The organism is Delftia sp. Cs1-4 (assembly GCF_000214395.1).
Taxonomy (GTDB): Bacteria; Pseudomonadota; Gammaproteobacteria; order Burkholderiales; family Burkholderiaceae_C; genus Comamonas; species Comamonas acidovorans.
The window spans coordinates 6,369,484-6,381,831 of record NC_015563.1 but is presented as its reverse complement, the minus strand read 5'-3'; the positions used below and the strand labels follow the sequence as shown (position 1 = coordinate 6,381,831).

The 12,348-nt window shown below is 61.6% G+C and carries 15 protein-coding genes; 9 read left to right on the top strand and 6 right to left on the bottom strand.

The window, feature by feature from the left end; genetic code table 11:
- Positions 1-61: 61 nt before the first annotated feature.
- From purB to DELCS14_RS28060, 3 genes are read left to right on the top strand one after another with little or no spacing between them, the layout of a single operon-like run.
- A complete protein-coding gene (purB, locus tag DELCS14_RS28070) occupies positions 62-1,441 on the top strand; it encodes an adenylosuccinate lyase (protein ID WP_013804598.1) in 1,380 nt (459 codons plus the stop codon).
- A 4-nt stretch (positions 1,442-1,445) separates the two neighbouring features.
- Positions 1,446-2,525 carry an acyltransferase gene (locus DELCS14_RS28065; RefSeq protein ID WP_013804597.1) on the top strand — a complete coding sequence of 360 codons (1,080 nt, stop codon included), beginning with the start codon at positions 1,446-1,448 and terminating at the stop codon, positions 2,523-2,525.
- Between the two features lie 27 nt (positions 2,526-2,552).
- Entirely contained in the window at positions 2,553-3,113 is a 561-nt protein-coding gene (locus tag DELCS14_RS28060) for a YaeQ family protein (protein ID WP_012202786.1), read from the top strand.
- A 26-nt stretch (positions 3,114-3,139) separates the two neighbouring features.
- Here DELCS14_RS28060 and DELCS14_RS28055 read toward each other — a convergent pair whose 3' ends face one another.
- The 3 genes from DELCS14_RS28055 to DELCS14_RS28045 all read right to left on the bottom strand — a co-directional run bounded on the left by DELCS14_RS28055 (position 3,140) and on the right by DELCS14_RS28045 (position 4,697).
- Positions 3,140-3,853 carry a hypothetical protein gene (locus DELCS14_RS28055; protein WP_013804596.1) on the bottom strand — a complete coding sequence of 238 codons (714 nt, stop codon included), beginning with the start codon at positions 3,851-3,853 and terminating at the stop codon, positions 3,140-3,142.
- 152 nt (positions 3,854-4,005) lie between these two features.
- Positions 4,006-4,185 (bottom strand): hypothetical protein, encoded by a 180-nt coding sequence (locus DELCS14_RS28050; RefSeq protein ID WP_013804595.1) that lies wholly within the window; start codon positions 4,183-4,185, stop codon positions 4,006-4,008.
- A gap of 80 nt (positions 4,186-4,265) precedes the next feature.
- The gene (locus DELCS14_RS28045; protein WP_012202788.1) at positions 4,266-4,697 is read right to left on the bottom strand and encodes a DUF3717 domain-containing protein; all 432 of its coding nucleotides are present in this window, start codon (positions 4,695-4,697) and stop codon (positions 4,266-4,268) included.
- A 511-nt stretch (positions 4,698-5,208) separates the two neighbouring features.
- Between DELCS14_RS28045 and DELCS14_RS28040 the strand changes: the two genes are divergently transcribed.
- The 3 genes from DELCS14_RS28040 to DELCS14_RS28030 all read left to right on the top strand — a co-directional run bounded on the left by DELCS14_RS28040 (position 5,209) and on the right by DELCS14_RS28030 (position 7,043).
- Positions 5,209-5,949 carry a TerC family protein gene (locus DELCS14_RS28040; RefSeq protein WP_012202789.1) on the top strand — a complete coding sequence of 247 codons (741 nt, stop codon included), beginning with the start codon at positions 5,209-5,211 and terminating at the stop codon, positions 5,947-5,949.
- A gap of 135 nt (positions 5,950-6,084) precedes the next feature.
- Positions 6,085-6,543 carry a hypothetical protein gene (locus DELCS14_RS28035; protein ID WP_013804594.1) on the top strand — a complete coding sequence of 153 codons (459 nt, stop codon included), beginning with the start codon at positions 6,085-6,087 and terminating at the stop codon, positions 6,541-6,543.
- A gap of 152 nt (positions 6,544-6,695) precedes the next feature.
- Positions 6,696-7,043 carry a phage holin family protein gene (locus tag DELCS14_RS28030; protein ID WP_012202791.1) on the top strand — a complete coding sequence of 116 codons (348 nt, stop codon included), beginning with the start codon at positions 6,696-6,698 and terminating at the stop codon, positions 7,041-7,043.
- Here the strand turns inward: DELCS14_RS28030 and DELCS14_RS28025 are convergent.
- Positions 7,017-8,642: a M48 family metalloprotease gene (locus DELCS14_RS28025; protein ID WP_013804593.1), complete on the bottom strand. Its 1,626-nt coding sequence runs from the start codon at positions 8,640-8,642 to the stop codon at positions 7,017-7,019. The two genes, DELCS14_RS28030 and DELCS14_RS28025, sit on opposite strands and share 27 nt — an antisense overlap.
- Positions 8,643-8,796: 154 nt before the next feature.
- Here DELCS14_RS28025 and moaC point away from each other — a divergent pair, with 154 nt between their 5' ends.
- The gene (moaC, locus tag DELCS14_RS28020; RefSeq protein WP_013804592.1) at positions 8,797-9,285 is read left to right on the top strand and encodes a cyclic pyranopterin monophosphate synthase MoaC; all 489 of its coding nucleotides are present in this window, start codon (positions 8,797-8,799) and stop codon (positions 9,283-9,285) included.
- 14 nt (positions 9,286-9,299) lie between these two features.
- On the opposite strand, the gene DELCS14_RS28015 is transcribed toward moaC, so the two are convergent.
- Both DELCS14_RS28015 and DELCS14_RS28010 read right to left on the bottom strand, forming a co-directional pair.
- Entirely contained in the window at positions 9,300-9,716 is a 417-nt protein-coding gene (locus DELCS14_RS28015) for a divergent PAP2 family protein (RefSeq protein ID WP_013804591.1), read from the bottom strand.
- A complete protein-coding gene (locus DELCS14_RS28010; protein ID WP_013804590.1) occupies positions 9,713-10,606 on the bottom strand; it encodes a decaprenyl-phosphate phosphoribosyltransferase in 894 nt (297 codons plus the stop codon). The genes DELCS14_RS28015 and DELCS14_RS28010 overlap by 4 nt, the downstream gene beginning before the upstream one ends.
- A 23-nt stretch (positions 10,607-10,629) precedes the next feature.
- Here DELCS14_RS28010 and DELCS14_RS28005 point away from each other — a divergent pair, with 23 nt between their 5' ends.
- Together DELCS14_RS28005 and DELCS14_RS30280 are read left to right on the top strand one after the other, a co-directional pair.
- Positions 10,630-11,043 (top strand): GtrA family protein, encoded by a 414-nt coding sequence (locus DELCS14_RS28005; RefSeq protein ID WP_013804589.1) that lies wholly within the window; start codon positions 10,630-10,632, stop codon positions 11,041-11,043.
- On the top strand, positions 11,040-12,347 hold the full coding sequence (locus DELCS14_RS30280; protein WP_013804588.1) for an FAD-binding oxidoreductase: 1,308 nt from the start codon (positions 11,040-11,042) through the stop codon (positions 12,345-12,347). The genes DELCS14_RS28005 and DELCS14_RS30280 overlap by 4 nt, the downstream gene beginning before the upstream one ends.
- Position 12,348: the final 1 nt, after the last annotated feature.

Sequence of the window (12,348 nt, the reverse complement as noted above, 5' to 3'; positions counted from 1 at the left end):
CTGCCCGGCGATCTCCCCCTACAGCCCCCGTTTTTGCCGCGCGCACCTACAATCACGGCCCATGAATCTGCCGCACATCTCCGCCCTGTCCCCGCTCGACGGCCGCTACGCCGCCAAACTGTCTCCTCTGCGCCCGATCATGAGCGAGATGGGATACATGCACCGCCGCGTGCAGGTGGAGGTGACCTGGTTCATCGCCCTGTCGGACGCCGGCTTTGCCGAGTTCAAGCCCCTGACCGAAGGCGCCCGCGTCTATCTGCAGGATCTGGTGAAGAACTTCTCCGAGGCCGATGCCGTAGCCATCAAGGACATCGAAAAGACCACCAACCACGACGTCAAGGCCGTGGAGTATTGGATCAAGGGCAAGTTCGACGGCCGTCCCGAGCTGCTCAAGGCCGCCGAATTCGTGCATTTCGCCTGCACCAGCGAAGACATCAACAACACCAGCCATGCGCTGCAACTGCGCGCCGGTCGTGACAGCGTGCTGCTGCCGGCCTTGGCGGGCATCACTGCCAAGCTGCGCGAGATGGCCCACGCCTACGCGGCCGTGCCCATGCTCAGCCGCACGCACGGCCAGACCGCCAGCCCCACCACCGTGGGCAAGGAAATCGCCAACGTGCTGGTGCGTCTGGAAAAGGCCTCTGCCCGCATCGCCGAGGTCAAGCTCCTGGCCAAGATGAATGGCGCCGTCGGCAACTACAACGCCCATCTGTCGGCCTGGCCCGAGTTCGACTGGGAAGCCTTCAGCAAGAAGGTGATCGAGTCGCCCGAGCCCCAGGGCCTGGGCCTGAGCTTCCAGCCCTACTCGATCCAGATCGAGCCGCATGACTACATGGCCGAGCTGTTCGACGCCATCGCGCGCGCCAACACCATCCTCATCGACTTCTCGCGCGATGTCTGGGGCTATGTGTCCCTGGGCTACTTCAAGCAGCGCCTGAAGGCCGGCGAGATCGGCTCGTCCACCATGCCGCACAAGGTCAACCCCATCGACTTCGAGAATGCCGAAGGCAATCTGGGCCTGGCCAACGCACTGCTCAAGCACCTGGCCGAAAAGCTGCCCATCTCGCGCTGGCAGCGTGACCTGACCGACTCCACCGTGCTGCGCAACATCGGCGTGGCCATGGGCTATGCCACGCTGGCCTACAGCTCGCTGATGACGGGCCTGAACAAGCTCGAACTCAACGAAGAGCGCCTGCAGGAAGACCTGGACCACGCCTGGGAAGTCCTGGCCGAGCCCATCCAGACCGTCATGCGCCGCTACGGCGTGCAGGGCGCCTACGAAAAGCTCAAGGAAGTCACGCGCGGCAAGACCGTGCAGGCCGAAGACCTGCACCGCCTGATCAACGGCCTGGAAATCCCCCAGGCCGACAAGGATCGCCTGCTGGCCATGACGCCTGCCTCCTATGTGGGCAAGGCTGCCGAGCTGGCCCGCCGCGTCTGAGTTGATGCAGGTGATCCCAGGGTCCGAAACTGCCCTGCGCTCCAACAATTTCGATGCCTTCAGGCTGCTGGCAGCCCTGCTGGTCATTTGGAGCCACCAGTTCGCGGTCCTTGGGTGGCCTATCCCGAAGCTGCTTTACGACGAGCCCGGAGCAGTCGGCGTTGTCGTTTTTTTTGCCATCAGCGGCTATCTGGTGATGCTGTCCTGGCTGGCAGATCCACACCTGGGCCGATTCGCGATGCGCAGGGTGTTGCGCATTTGGCCGGGCTTGACTGCTGCCGTGGTCTTGTGTGCGCTGGCACTGGGGCCGCTGGTGAGTTCGCTGTCCTTGGATGCGTATTTCGCGCATCCGCTGACCTGGAGCTATTTCAGCAATCTCTGGCTGCAGACGCGATATGAGCTGCCTGGCGTATTTGAGACGAATGTGCTGCGCACAGCAGTCAACGGCCCGCTGTGGACCATTCCTCTGGAGGTCGGCTGCTATGTGGCGCTGGCCGCGGCGGGCGCTCTGGGCCTGCTGCGTTGGCGTCATACCGCACCCTTGATCTTTGTGGCATTGATGGTGGCACTATGGCGGCGCTACAGCATCGCTCCCGGCGAGCCCATGCCTGAATGGTCGTTCGCGCTGCAGTATGCGATGGTGTTCTCGCTCGGCGCCACGCTGGCATGCTGGCGCCATCTCTGGATCTCCCGGCGGATGCTGGCCCTTGCCTTATTGCTGGCCGGCTGCGTGCTGCTGCATGCCAAAGGACCTCTGATCCTGGTGCTGCAAGCGCCTTTGCTGGCAATGGCCGTGCTCGCGGTGATGCTGGGCTCCGCCAGCACACCCCTGCTGCGACAAGCTGGTCGCTTTGGTGATTTGTCTTACGGCCTGTACATTTACGCCTTTCCCGTTCAACAGACAGTGGTCTGGTACTTTTCAGGCCGGATCGGTTTTGGTGCGGCGCTGGCCTGCAGTCTTGTGGGGGCTGGCCTATTGGCGATGCTGTCCTGGCACCTTGTTGAAAAGAAGGCGCTGGCCTTCAAGCCACGCAAGCCGACTGTCTCCTCCTCCCTCGATATTCCTGCGCATCTGTCCTCCTGATGGCCATGCGCTGTCCCTGGTTTTCTCATGGCCCTCAAATCCACCATCTTCAAGGCGAACCTGTCCATCGCCGACATCGACCACGGCTACTACGCCGACCATGCGCTGACCCTGGCGCGCCATCCTAGCGAGACGGACGAACGCATGATGGTGCGCCTGGTGGCCCTGGCCCTCAATGCACACCAGCTCAATGACATGTGCAAGGGCGACGGCACGCTGGCGTTTGGCGCAGGCCTGTCCGATCCCGAAGACCCCGATGTCTCGCTGACCGACTTCACGGGCGCCAAGCGCCTGTGGATCGAGGTCGGCCAGCCCGAGGAAAAGCCCATCGCCAAGGCCTGCAACAAGTCCGATGCGGTGGTGCTCTACGCCTTCCACCATGCGGCCGAGGTCTGGTGGAAGGGCCTGGAGGGCAAGCTGGCGCGGCTGAACAAGCTGCAGGTCTGGCGCATTCCCTCCGAAACATCCCAATCCCTGGCGGAGCTGGCCGAGCGCAGCATGCAGCTGCAGGCCACCATCCAGGAAGGCGCGCTGACGCTCAGCAGCAACCTGGGCACGGTCTTCATCGAGCCGCTGCGCTGGAAGTAAACGGGCTCCCGCTCAAGTCCCCCGTTTCAACCCGGCAACTGCATCCGGACGGCCTGGGCGAAGGACTCCACGGTCCAGCCCGCGCCCAGCAGCATGCGGCGCGTGGACAGGCGGTCCATGACATCGTCCGGCACGTTGCGGCCCAGATGGATGAGCGACTTGCTGTCCGCAATGCCCACATATTGGCCGTCATAGCTTCGCGCCAGATGGTTCCACAGGCCGTGGGCGCCCGGCGACTGGCGTGCGCCGCTGACCAGGCAGGTGCCTTTGTCCAGCACGCTGCGATACACGGCGCTGGCAATGCCGCGCCGCTGGTAGTCCGGAGCAAAGCGCGAATGCGGCGAGCGCACGCGCCGGTCGGTGCGCTTGTCCACCTCGACCAGGCGATTGAACACTGTGTAGCCGGCCAGGCAGCGCCGCTCCATGTCCTCCACGTAGGCAAACCATTCGCCGTCGGCTTCACGCCAGTGCAGCTGGAACTGCGGGTCGTGCAACGGGCGGCGCTCCAGGCCATGGAGCTTGTTGCCGGGCTGGTACAGGCGCTCGTGAATGGCTTCGAGCTCGCCCTCCACCAGCGGCTGCATCACGTCGATGCGCAGCTCGGTGACGTGGCGTGGCGCGCAGCGGGGCAGGGCGCGATGCGCCACGGTATCGCTCAGATGGCGCAGATGGCGCAAGAGCGTGGAAAAAGAGGGGGCGGCAAAAGAGGGCCCGGCTGGGGCAAGGGCTAGACAGGTCACGGCAGGGCTCGCTTCGTCGGCTGGCCGTCGGCTGGCCTTGAGGCCGGGCAGACGCGTGAAAATCCAACCGCCTTCAGGCTTTCGGATGAAGGCGGCGCAAGAAGAGCGGATTCAGTGAAGCGACGCTGCCCGGTTCCGCGCAGGGCAGCGCATCAAGACCGTGCGGCCTGTCGGGGGCCGATGTTCAGCCGTGCTGCATCACGCTCGCGCAGGCGCGTGGCCGTGGCGGGCCAGGCCTTGCCGGCCGGCACGCGCGTCTCGCCCGCATCACGTGCCGTGAGGCGCAAGCAAAGGCGGAGGTGGCTGTGGCGGTAAGCGGCGGTCTGCAGCATGGCGGCCGATGTTAGGCCGTCTGCAACATCGCACTGGTCCGGTGCGGTATCCGGCAGATCAGCCGGCAATCAACCAGCAATCAGCCAGAGTCACGCGATGTGTCCGTGCGCTCGGCCGCACGCTCTGCATAGCGGGTGAAACGCCAGGAGTCGCCCTCTGCCGTGATCCTGCGCCAGACCATCCGCTTTTGTGCCGGCTCCATCGCGGTCCACAGCTGCACTTCGTCAAAGCTGCGGCCGCAGCCCTTGCATCTTTCGTCGCCCTGGCTGGTGGAGCAGATGGCGATGCAGGGCGTATCGGGCGTGGTGTCGTACCAGGCCAGCCAGGCCGCCATGGCGTGCGAGGGAAAGCCCTCAACCTGTACTTCGCTCTCATGCCAGAAGATCATCAGCGCGTACACCTCGGCCAAGGCCCGTACTTCGGGCTGCAGCAGCACGCCGTCCGGGGACGGATGGCGCTCACGCCAGTAGTTGATGGCGGCTTCGATGTCGGTGATGTGCAGTGCGGTCATGGACGGTCAGGGGCAAGGGACAGCGATGATAAGACGCCTGCCCGTGCACGGCCGGGCATGGCTGCAACACTCCGTTGGCTCAAGGGTTGCTATGGATAGTGAAGCGTTTGAGGTAGGCAGATAAATGGTCTGGGGGATGCGCGACTTGTGCTTCCCGTGGAAATGAAGGGTTTTTTCACTTGCGTGCCGTGGCGGCTTTGTGTTGCAATCCACAGGTTCGAAGGGGAGTAGCTCTCTGCCGGCGTGGGTGGTTTTTGCAAAGCCACCGTGCCGGCATCGGAATGGTCGTCAATACGAAGCGCAAGCTTCCGGCCTTCCGGGCTGCGGTGCATACCGCAGCCGAGCAAGACCTTTGATGGACCTGATGACGGTCGATCAATGTGTTCTCCCCTGAGCCAGGCATGTCCTTGCCCGGGTAGGCGCTGCGGCGTTGCATCGGTCTTTCTGTGCCGGTGGGTGTTTCTCCAGGAGGGAGGAGTTCTCGCCGGCCTTACTCAACAGCGAGGACCTTATGGACTTGGACTTTCTGACTCACGCCCCGTTCTGGGTGGCCCTGGGCCAAATCATCATCATCGACATCCTTCTGGGCGGCGACAACGCGGTCGTGATCGCGCTGGCCTGCCGCAAGCTGCCGCCCGAGCAACGCAAGAAGGGCATCATCTGGGGCACGGCGGGTGCCATTATCCTGCGCGTCATCCTGATCGCCTTCGCGATGACATTGCTGGCGCTGCCCTTCCTGAAGTTCGTCGGCGCACTGCTGCTGGTGTGGATCGGCATCAAGCTGATTGCCCCTGATGAAGACGGCCACGACAACATCCAGGGCAGCGACAAGCTGCTGGCTGCCATCAAGACCATCATCGTTGCCGACCTGGTGATGAGCGTGGACAACGTGATCGCCATCGCTGGCGCTGCCCAGAGCTCGGGCGAGCACCAGATGCTGCTGGTCGTGCTGGGCCTGTTGATCTCCATCCCCATCATCGTCTGGGGCTCGCAGCTCGTGATCAAGCTGATGGAGCGCTTCCCCATCATCATCGTGGCCGGCGGCATGCTGCTGGGCTGGATTGCCGGCGGCATGCTGGTCACCGACCCCGTCTTCGCCAATACGGAGAAGTGGGACTGGATGGTCAAGCTGCCCCAGACCGACATGCTCAAGTACGGTGCCAGCGTGTTCGGAGCCCTGCTGGTGCTGGCACTGGGCAAGTACATCGCTTCGCGCCGTCCTGCTCCCAAGGCCGGTGCCCACGGAGCCTGATCCGCTGAAAAGTTGAGGTGGGCGCCGGGTTGGCCCGATGGGCCGCCCGCGCCGATTCGCGACAATCCATGGCAAGGGCGGCCCCGGCCGCCTGCCTCTCCCACTCCCGCAAACCCAGTTCGACAAGGACTTGCTTTGAACCCCATCATCGTCTACGTGGATGACGCTTCCTACGCTCTGCCTCTGGTACAGGCCCTGGCCGCCTCGCCGCAGGCCCAGGCCTCGCACTGGCTGCTGGTGGCCTGCGCACCGCGCATTACCCACCGGGTCAGCAAATGGGTGAGCCACAGCGCGCGCGAAAGCTGGCGCGGCAAGTGGGCGGACAAGCTGTTCGCCCAATTGCTGCCGGTGTTTGGTGACAGCGCTGGCAGGATCACGCCGGTGCTGGCCAAGGGCCCGCTGGCCGAACTGGTGGCCCAGCTCCAGCAGGAGCACGGCACGGCCCAGATCGTCGATGCACGCCGCCCCAAGCAGGAAGCCACGGCTCCCGCCGTGGCGCCTGCCGCCCCGTTGGGCCGGCGCTGGAATCTTCCGGGAACGCTGGCGGCCATCGGCGCGCTGATGGGCCTGGTGTTCGAGGAAGCGATGATCTAGAGGCTGGCGTCTGCCTGGCCGCTCTGGTCAGGCGATCGCTTTCAGGACGGCATCCCGGAAAACGGGATGCCGTTTTTCATGGGGCTCTCCGGTCCACGGTTTCCAGTGCGCCGCCTCAACCTGGATCTGCCGGCTGCTGCTATGCTGCCCGCATGAAAATCCTGATCAAATGGCTGCTCAGCGCCGGTGCCCTGCTGGTCGTGGCCTATCTTTATGGTGGCGTGCAGGTCAACAGCTTCAGCTCGGCCATGATCGCGGCGCTGGTCATCGGCCTGCTCAATGCGGTGCTGCGCCCCATCCTCGTGGTGCTGACGCTGCCCGTGACCATCGTGACGGTCGGGCTGTTTCTCTTCGTGGTCAACGGACTGATGTTCTGGGCAGCCTCGGGCCTGCTCAGCGGCTTTCACGTCGCGGGCTTCTGGGCGGCCATGCTGGGCGCGCTCATCTACTCGCTGCTGGGCCTGGCCATCGAATCACTTCTCGCGCGCCTGTTCCCTTAGCAGCTCCTCCACGGCACGCAGTCGCGTGTCCACGATGGAGGCTTCAATGAAATCCACCTTGGGCCCGCCCTTGCGGGCCAGGTCCTGCGCGGCCTTGAAACGGTCCACTGCCGCCGCGTAGTCGTAGTGCGCGACCTGGGCCTCGGCCTCGGCGCGCAGCGCGCGCAACTCCTGGCCCTGGGCGCGCTGCACCTGGGCCAGCAACTGCCAGGCGCTGGCATCACGCGGGTGGTCCGTCACCCAGGTCTGCAGCGGGCCTGCCATGCTGGAGGCGCCCTGCTCGCGCAGCAGGATCTGGGTGCGCATCAGCAATTCCGGCCTGCGCACGGCGCGGTTTTCGACCACATTGACGGTGGCCAGGCTGGGGCCGCTCTCCGTTGTCTTGGCGGGGATGGATTCCGTTGGATTGGCCTGGGCAGGCGCAGCTGCCGGCAGGTAGAGCGGTGGCAACGCCTGCAACGCGGCGCCGGGCTTGCCGGCCGTCAGCTCCATTTCGGCCTGCAGCAGCCTGGCCTGCCGCTGGGCGCTGGCATCTGCGGCGGTTGCCACTTGAAGCCGCCCGGACATTTCCCGCGCTTCGGCCCAATCGCGCAATTGCACGGCGCTCAGCGTGGCGGCATATAGCTGCGCCACCTGCTGGGTTTGGGTTTGGCTGCCAAAGCTGGTGGAGCGCGGCTGCTCGGCCCACTGGCGCAGCACATCCACGCCGGGGCGCGACAGCACGCGGGCCCGTGCGGCCATCATCACGTGTTCCAGGGATGGTGCTGGCGCAGGCGCAACGCCACGCGGCAGGCGCGAATGCATGTCGGCCATGCGTTCCGTGGTCAGCGGATGGCTGCGCAGATAGGGCCAGCTGCCGTTGTCATTCAGGCGGTTGGCCTGCTGCAGCTTGTCGAACATGGTCACAAAGCCCTGTGGCGCGAACCCTGCCGGCGCCATCAGCCCGTAGCCCATGCGGTCTGCCTCGCGCTCCATGTCGCGCGAAAAATTCAACTGGTTCTGCACGGCCAGCGCCTGGCCGCCCATCATCATGGCCATGGCGGCATCGGGGCTGCGGCTGGCGGCCAGGGCGCCCAGAATCATCGAGCCGATCATCAGCGGCGTCTGCTTGCCCTGCTGGGCAATGAGTCGCGCGATATGGCGCTGCGTGACGTGGCTTAGCTCGTGTGCCAGCACCGATGCCAGCTCGTCGCGCGTGCTGACCACGCCGATCAGGCCCAGGTGCACCCCCAGATAGCCGCCGGGCAGCGCAAAGGCGTTGACTGAGCGGTCCCGCCCCAGCAGGATCTCCCAGGCAAAGCGCTCTTCCAATTCGTCAGACAGTTCGCCGCGCGTGCGTGCCGCATCGACCAAGTGCTGCCAGATGCCTTCCACATATTCCTGCAGTACCGCATCGTCGATGTAGTCCGGATCGCGGTACAGCGAGCGGATGATGCGGTCACCCAGGCGCCGCTCGTCACTGGTCGTCGTGGCCGCGCCGTCGCCCAGCGTGGGCAGGCGCAACTGGGCCTGTGCGGGGGCATGCGTTGCGATGGTGAGAGAGGTCGCCAGCAACTGCAGGCCGACGGCGATACGTGTCTTCAGGCGTGATGGGCGCATGGGCAGGTAAGAACCAAGGGGCCGGGCCCGTGCATCGGCACGGGGCGGTGAAACACCCCACTATGATGCCTCGGTTCGCCGAACGTTCACGGCAGGACTGACCAGCGTGTCAGGACTGCCGTAGACCGGCCCGTGCATTTTTTGGAGTTGTGCCATGTCTTCCCTCACCCATTTCGACGCCCAGGGCCAGGCCCACATGGTCGATGTCGGCGCCAAGCCCGCCACCCACCGCATCGCGGTCGCCGAAGGCCGCATCACCATGCAGCCTGCCACCCTGGCCATCATCCAGAGCGGTACCGCCAAGAAGGGCGACGTACTGGGCATTGCGCGCATCGCCGGCATCATGGCTGCCAAGAAGACCAGTGACCTCATTCCTCTGTGCCATCCGCTGGCGTTGACGCGGGTGGCAGTGGATTTCGAACTGTTGCCCGAAACGTCGTCCGTCCGCTGTCTTGCCACCGTCGAGACCGTTGGCCCGACCGGGGTGGAGATGGAGGCGCTCACAGCCGTGCAGGTGGCCTTGCTCACGGTCTATGACATGTGCAAGGCGGTGGACAAGGGCATGGTGATGGAGGGAACCAGGGTGCTGGAGAAGCACGGAGGCAAGACGGCGAGCTTTATTGCATACGCCCCTGGTCAGTGAACAGCTTTGAAACCTCAACCCAGCAATTTCTTTACAGCAATTGCAATGACTATCCCGACCAGGATGCCCGCTGAAATCTCTAGCCGCGTGTGACCCATACGCTCCCGCAGGGGCCTGTGGGAGGCATCTTTTGCAGCAAGTCTGTTGATAGTCTGCGCATGATTGCCAACCTGGCGGCGCAAACTGTTGGCATCCAGAACGACAATGCAAGCAAGCGTGAAGGCTACGCCGAAAGCTGGGTGATCAAGGCCTTCCTTCAGGGCGATCAGGGCCGCCATGCTGCTCACGATGGCGCTATGGTTGCTAGGAAGCCCACCGTAACCGATGAGACTGAACGCGAGTCGCCGAGCCTTGATGCTGTTGATCATGAACTTCATGGAACCGGCCACCAGCCAGGCGAGAAATGGGGTTAGCACGTAGGCGTAGTTCATGACAGGCCGGCCGTAGGCCAAAGGGCCCATCCACACGCAAAGACCCACACCAAGACAGTCAGCAGCAGTTGCCAGTCAACCAGCAGTGCATCGGTGGGAGACTCGCCCCCGTTCAGCGCCTCCACCACAAACCAGTAACGGAACAGTCCAAACAGCACGAGCGGGATGGTGATCACGAGCTCAGGTCTCTCTGACATGACAAACATGCTGTAGAACAGTAGTGCCCCAGTGGCTGACATCTCTGCGTAGCGGTCGACCAGGGCAACAGAGTACTTCTCCAGAACCTGCCGGCCCTTGCTGCCGCTGTGGCTCAATTCCTGCCGCCGTTTGACGGCAGCCAGGTAGAGGGCCAAGCACAGGGTCGTGATGAACATCCAGGAAGATACAGGTACGTCGAGTGCCATGGCTCCTGCATACACCCTTAGCACGAAACCGATGGCAATGGTGAAGATGTCTACTACCGGCTGATGCTTGAGAGCGAAGGTGTAGGCCAGATTGAGAATCAAGTACGAAGCGATGACCAAGCCAACTTTCGGTACAACGATCAGGCCATAGAGCAGCGCTGCATAAAGGGCGGCAAGCAACATCAGGGCCATGCGTACGGACACGATGCCAGCTGCCAAGGGGCGCGTTTTCGACTTCGAGGGGTGAAGGCGATCACGCTCGATGTCATGGATGTCGTTGATGATGTAGGTGGCGGAAGATGCCAGACAGAACAGTGCTGCCGCAAGCAGCGTACTGAGGAGGGCGTATGGTTCCAGAAATTTTCCAACGAAGACCAGCGGGGCCAGTACAAAACTGTTCTTGATCCACTGCTTGGGCCTCATCAGTCTCAACAGTCCGAGCAGTTGGGCCTGAGGCGAGCGGGATGCTACGGTATCATGGATCATTTCAAATGCCGGTAATATGTTCAATGCGTTCCTCAACCAAGCTGGCGCTTAGCTACGGCATTTTCGCACTAGTAGCCACTGTGGCGAACATTGGCGCCCAGGATATTATTATTCAAATCTATGATGGTGTATTCCATGTGTGGGTTTCCATCATCGGCGGAACAGGCGTTGGGCTTTTGGTCAAATATTTTCTTGACAAGCACTACATTTTCCGATTTCGACCGAAGGATGTGGTCCATGATGCACAGGTATTTCTGCTCTACATCGGGATGGGATTGATTACCACCATCCTGTTTTGGGCATTCGAGCTGGGATTTCACGCAGTTTTCGAGACAAAGGAAATGCGCTATCTAGGTGGGTGTGTTGGATTGGCAATCGGCTATCTCGTCAAATACCATTTGGACAAGAGATTTGTTTTTCGTTCGGACGCTTTATGAAATCCGTATCTTCCTGGGGGCGTTTGAGTGCATCTCCACACCATGTGGTGGAGCTATACAATGCGGAACATGCGAGGGGCGCAGTGCTGAATAGCCCGTTTCCCGGTCTGGCTTATGGTATGGGTCGCAGTTATGGCGATGTTTGTCTGAATTCTGGAGGAACGCTTTGGAATACGGAAAAAATGGATCATTTCATCGCTTTTAATGAGGAGCGCGGCCGTCTGATCTGTGAGGCCGGTGTTCTTTTGCGTGATATTCAAAGGCTGATGGTTCCACGCGGATGGATGCTGGCAGTCACACCGGGAACGCAGATGGTAACCGTAGGCGGTGCGGTCGCCAATGATGTCCATGGCAAGAATCATCATGTACATGGGAGTTTTGGTGATCATGTACTATCCATGACGCTGCTTCGTACCGATGGCGAAATCATCCACTGTGGACCATTCGAAAAAAAGGAGTGGTTTGCTGCAACGGTTGGTGGCATGGGTCTTACAGGGCTGATCACTCAGGTAGAAATACAGCTGCATCGCATACCTAGCCCCTGGGTGGATTCTGAAACAATTCCATATTCTCATCTGGATGAATTTTTCTGTATCGCAGATGATTCTGAGGATCATTGGGAGCATACGGTTTCATGGATTGATTGTTTGTCTGGCGTGCAAGGAAGAGGCTTGTTCATGAGAGGTAACTTCCAGAATTCCCCGTTATCTCATCAGACACAGTACGCGGCCCGCAGCATAAAAATACCTGTTACGCCGCCAATTTCCCTGGTCAATCAATGCTCTTTAAGGTTGTTCAACAACCTTTACTACCATCTGAAGAAAATCCGTGCTGGTCGTAACGTAGTTCACTATGAGCCATTCCTCTATCCGCTGGATAACCTGCTGGAATGGAACAGAATATATGGACGGAGTGGATTTTTTCAGTACCAAAGCGTAGTGCCCAGAAGTGTCGCGCTTGATTCGGTCAAGGCTATGCTCAGGGAGGTCACGGCCTTTGGTGGAGGATCGTTTCTGGCGGTGCTGAAAACATTCACCAAGAGAGAGGCTGTAGGTATGATGAGTTTTCCGCGTGAGGGAGCAACTCTGGCATTGGACTTTCCAGATCAAGGAAAGCGTACTGCCGATCTTTTCACACGGCTTGATCACATTGTCAGAGAGGCTGGTGGCCGTATCTATATGGCAAAGGATTCACGTATGCCCCGTGAACTTTTCGAGGCTGGATACCCGCGTCTCCAGGAATTTTTGAAATATCGAGATCCAGGCATAAGTTCCGTTCTCTCGCGCAGACTGATGGGAGGTTGAA

Excerpts from the sequence above, each read along its gene's own strand:
- DELCS14_RS28025 (WP_013804593.1), bottom strand. The coding sequence starts at position 8,642 with ATGCGCCCATCACGCCTGAAGACACGTATCGCCGTCGGCCTGCAGTTG.
- DELCS14_RS28010 (WP_013804590.1), bottom strand. The coding sequence starts at position 10,606 with ATGATCCATGATACCGTAGCATCCCGCTCGCCTCAGGCCCAACTGCTC.
- DELCS14_RS28045 (WP_012202788.1), bottom strand. The coding sequence starts at position 4,697 with ATGACCGCACTGCACATCACCGACATCGAAGCCGCCATCAACTACTGG.
- DELCS14_RS28015 (WP_013804591.1), bottom strand. The coding sequence starts at position 9,716 with ATGAACTACGCCTACGTGCTAACCCCATTTCTCGCCTGGCTGGTGGCC.
- DELCS14_RS30280 (WP_013804588.1), top strand. The coding sequence starts at position 11,040 with ATGAAATCCGTATCTTCCTGGGGGCGTTTGAGTGCATCTCCACACCAT.
- purB (WP_013804598.1), top strand. The coding sequence starts at position 62 with ATGAATCTGCCGCACATCTCCGCCCTGTCCCCGCTCGACGGCCGCTAC.
- DELCS14_RS28030 (WP_012202791.1), top strand. The coding sequence starts at position 6,696 with ATGAAAATCCTGATCAAATGGCTGCTCAGCGCCGGTGCCCTGCTGGTC.
- moaC (WP_013804592.1), top strand. The coding sequence starts at position 8,797 with ATGTCTTCCCTCACCCATTTCGACGCCCAGGGCCAGGCCCACATGGTC.
- DELCS14_RS28060 (WP_012202786.1), top strand. The coding sequence starts at position 2,553 with ATGGCCCTCAAATCCACCATCTTCAAGGCGAACCTGTCCATCGCCGAC.
- DELCS14_RS28050 (WP_013804595.1), bottom strand. The coding sequence starts at position 4,185 with ATGCTGCAGACCGCCGCTTACCGCCACAGCCACCTCCGCCTTTGCTTG.
- DELCS14_RS28065 (WP_013804597.1), top strand. The coding sequence starts at position 1,446 with ATGCAGGTGATCCCAGGGTCCGAAACTGCCCTGCGCTCCAACAATTTC.
- DELCS14_RS28005 (WP_013804589.1), top strand. The coding sequence starts at position 10,630 with ATGCGTTCCTCAACCAAGCTGGCGCTTAGCTACGGCATTTTCGCACTA.
- DELCS14_RS28040 (WP_012202789.1), top strand. The coding sequence starts at position 5,209 with ATGGACTTGGACTTTCTGACTCACGCCCCGTTCTGGGTGGCCCTGGGC.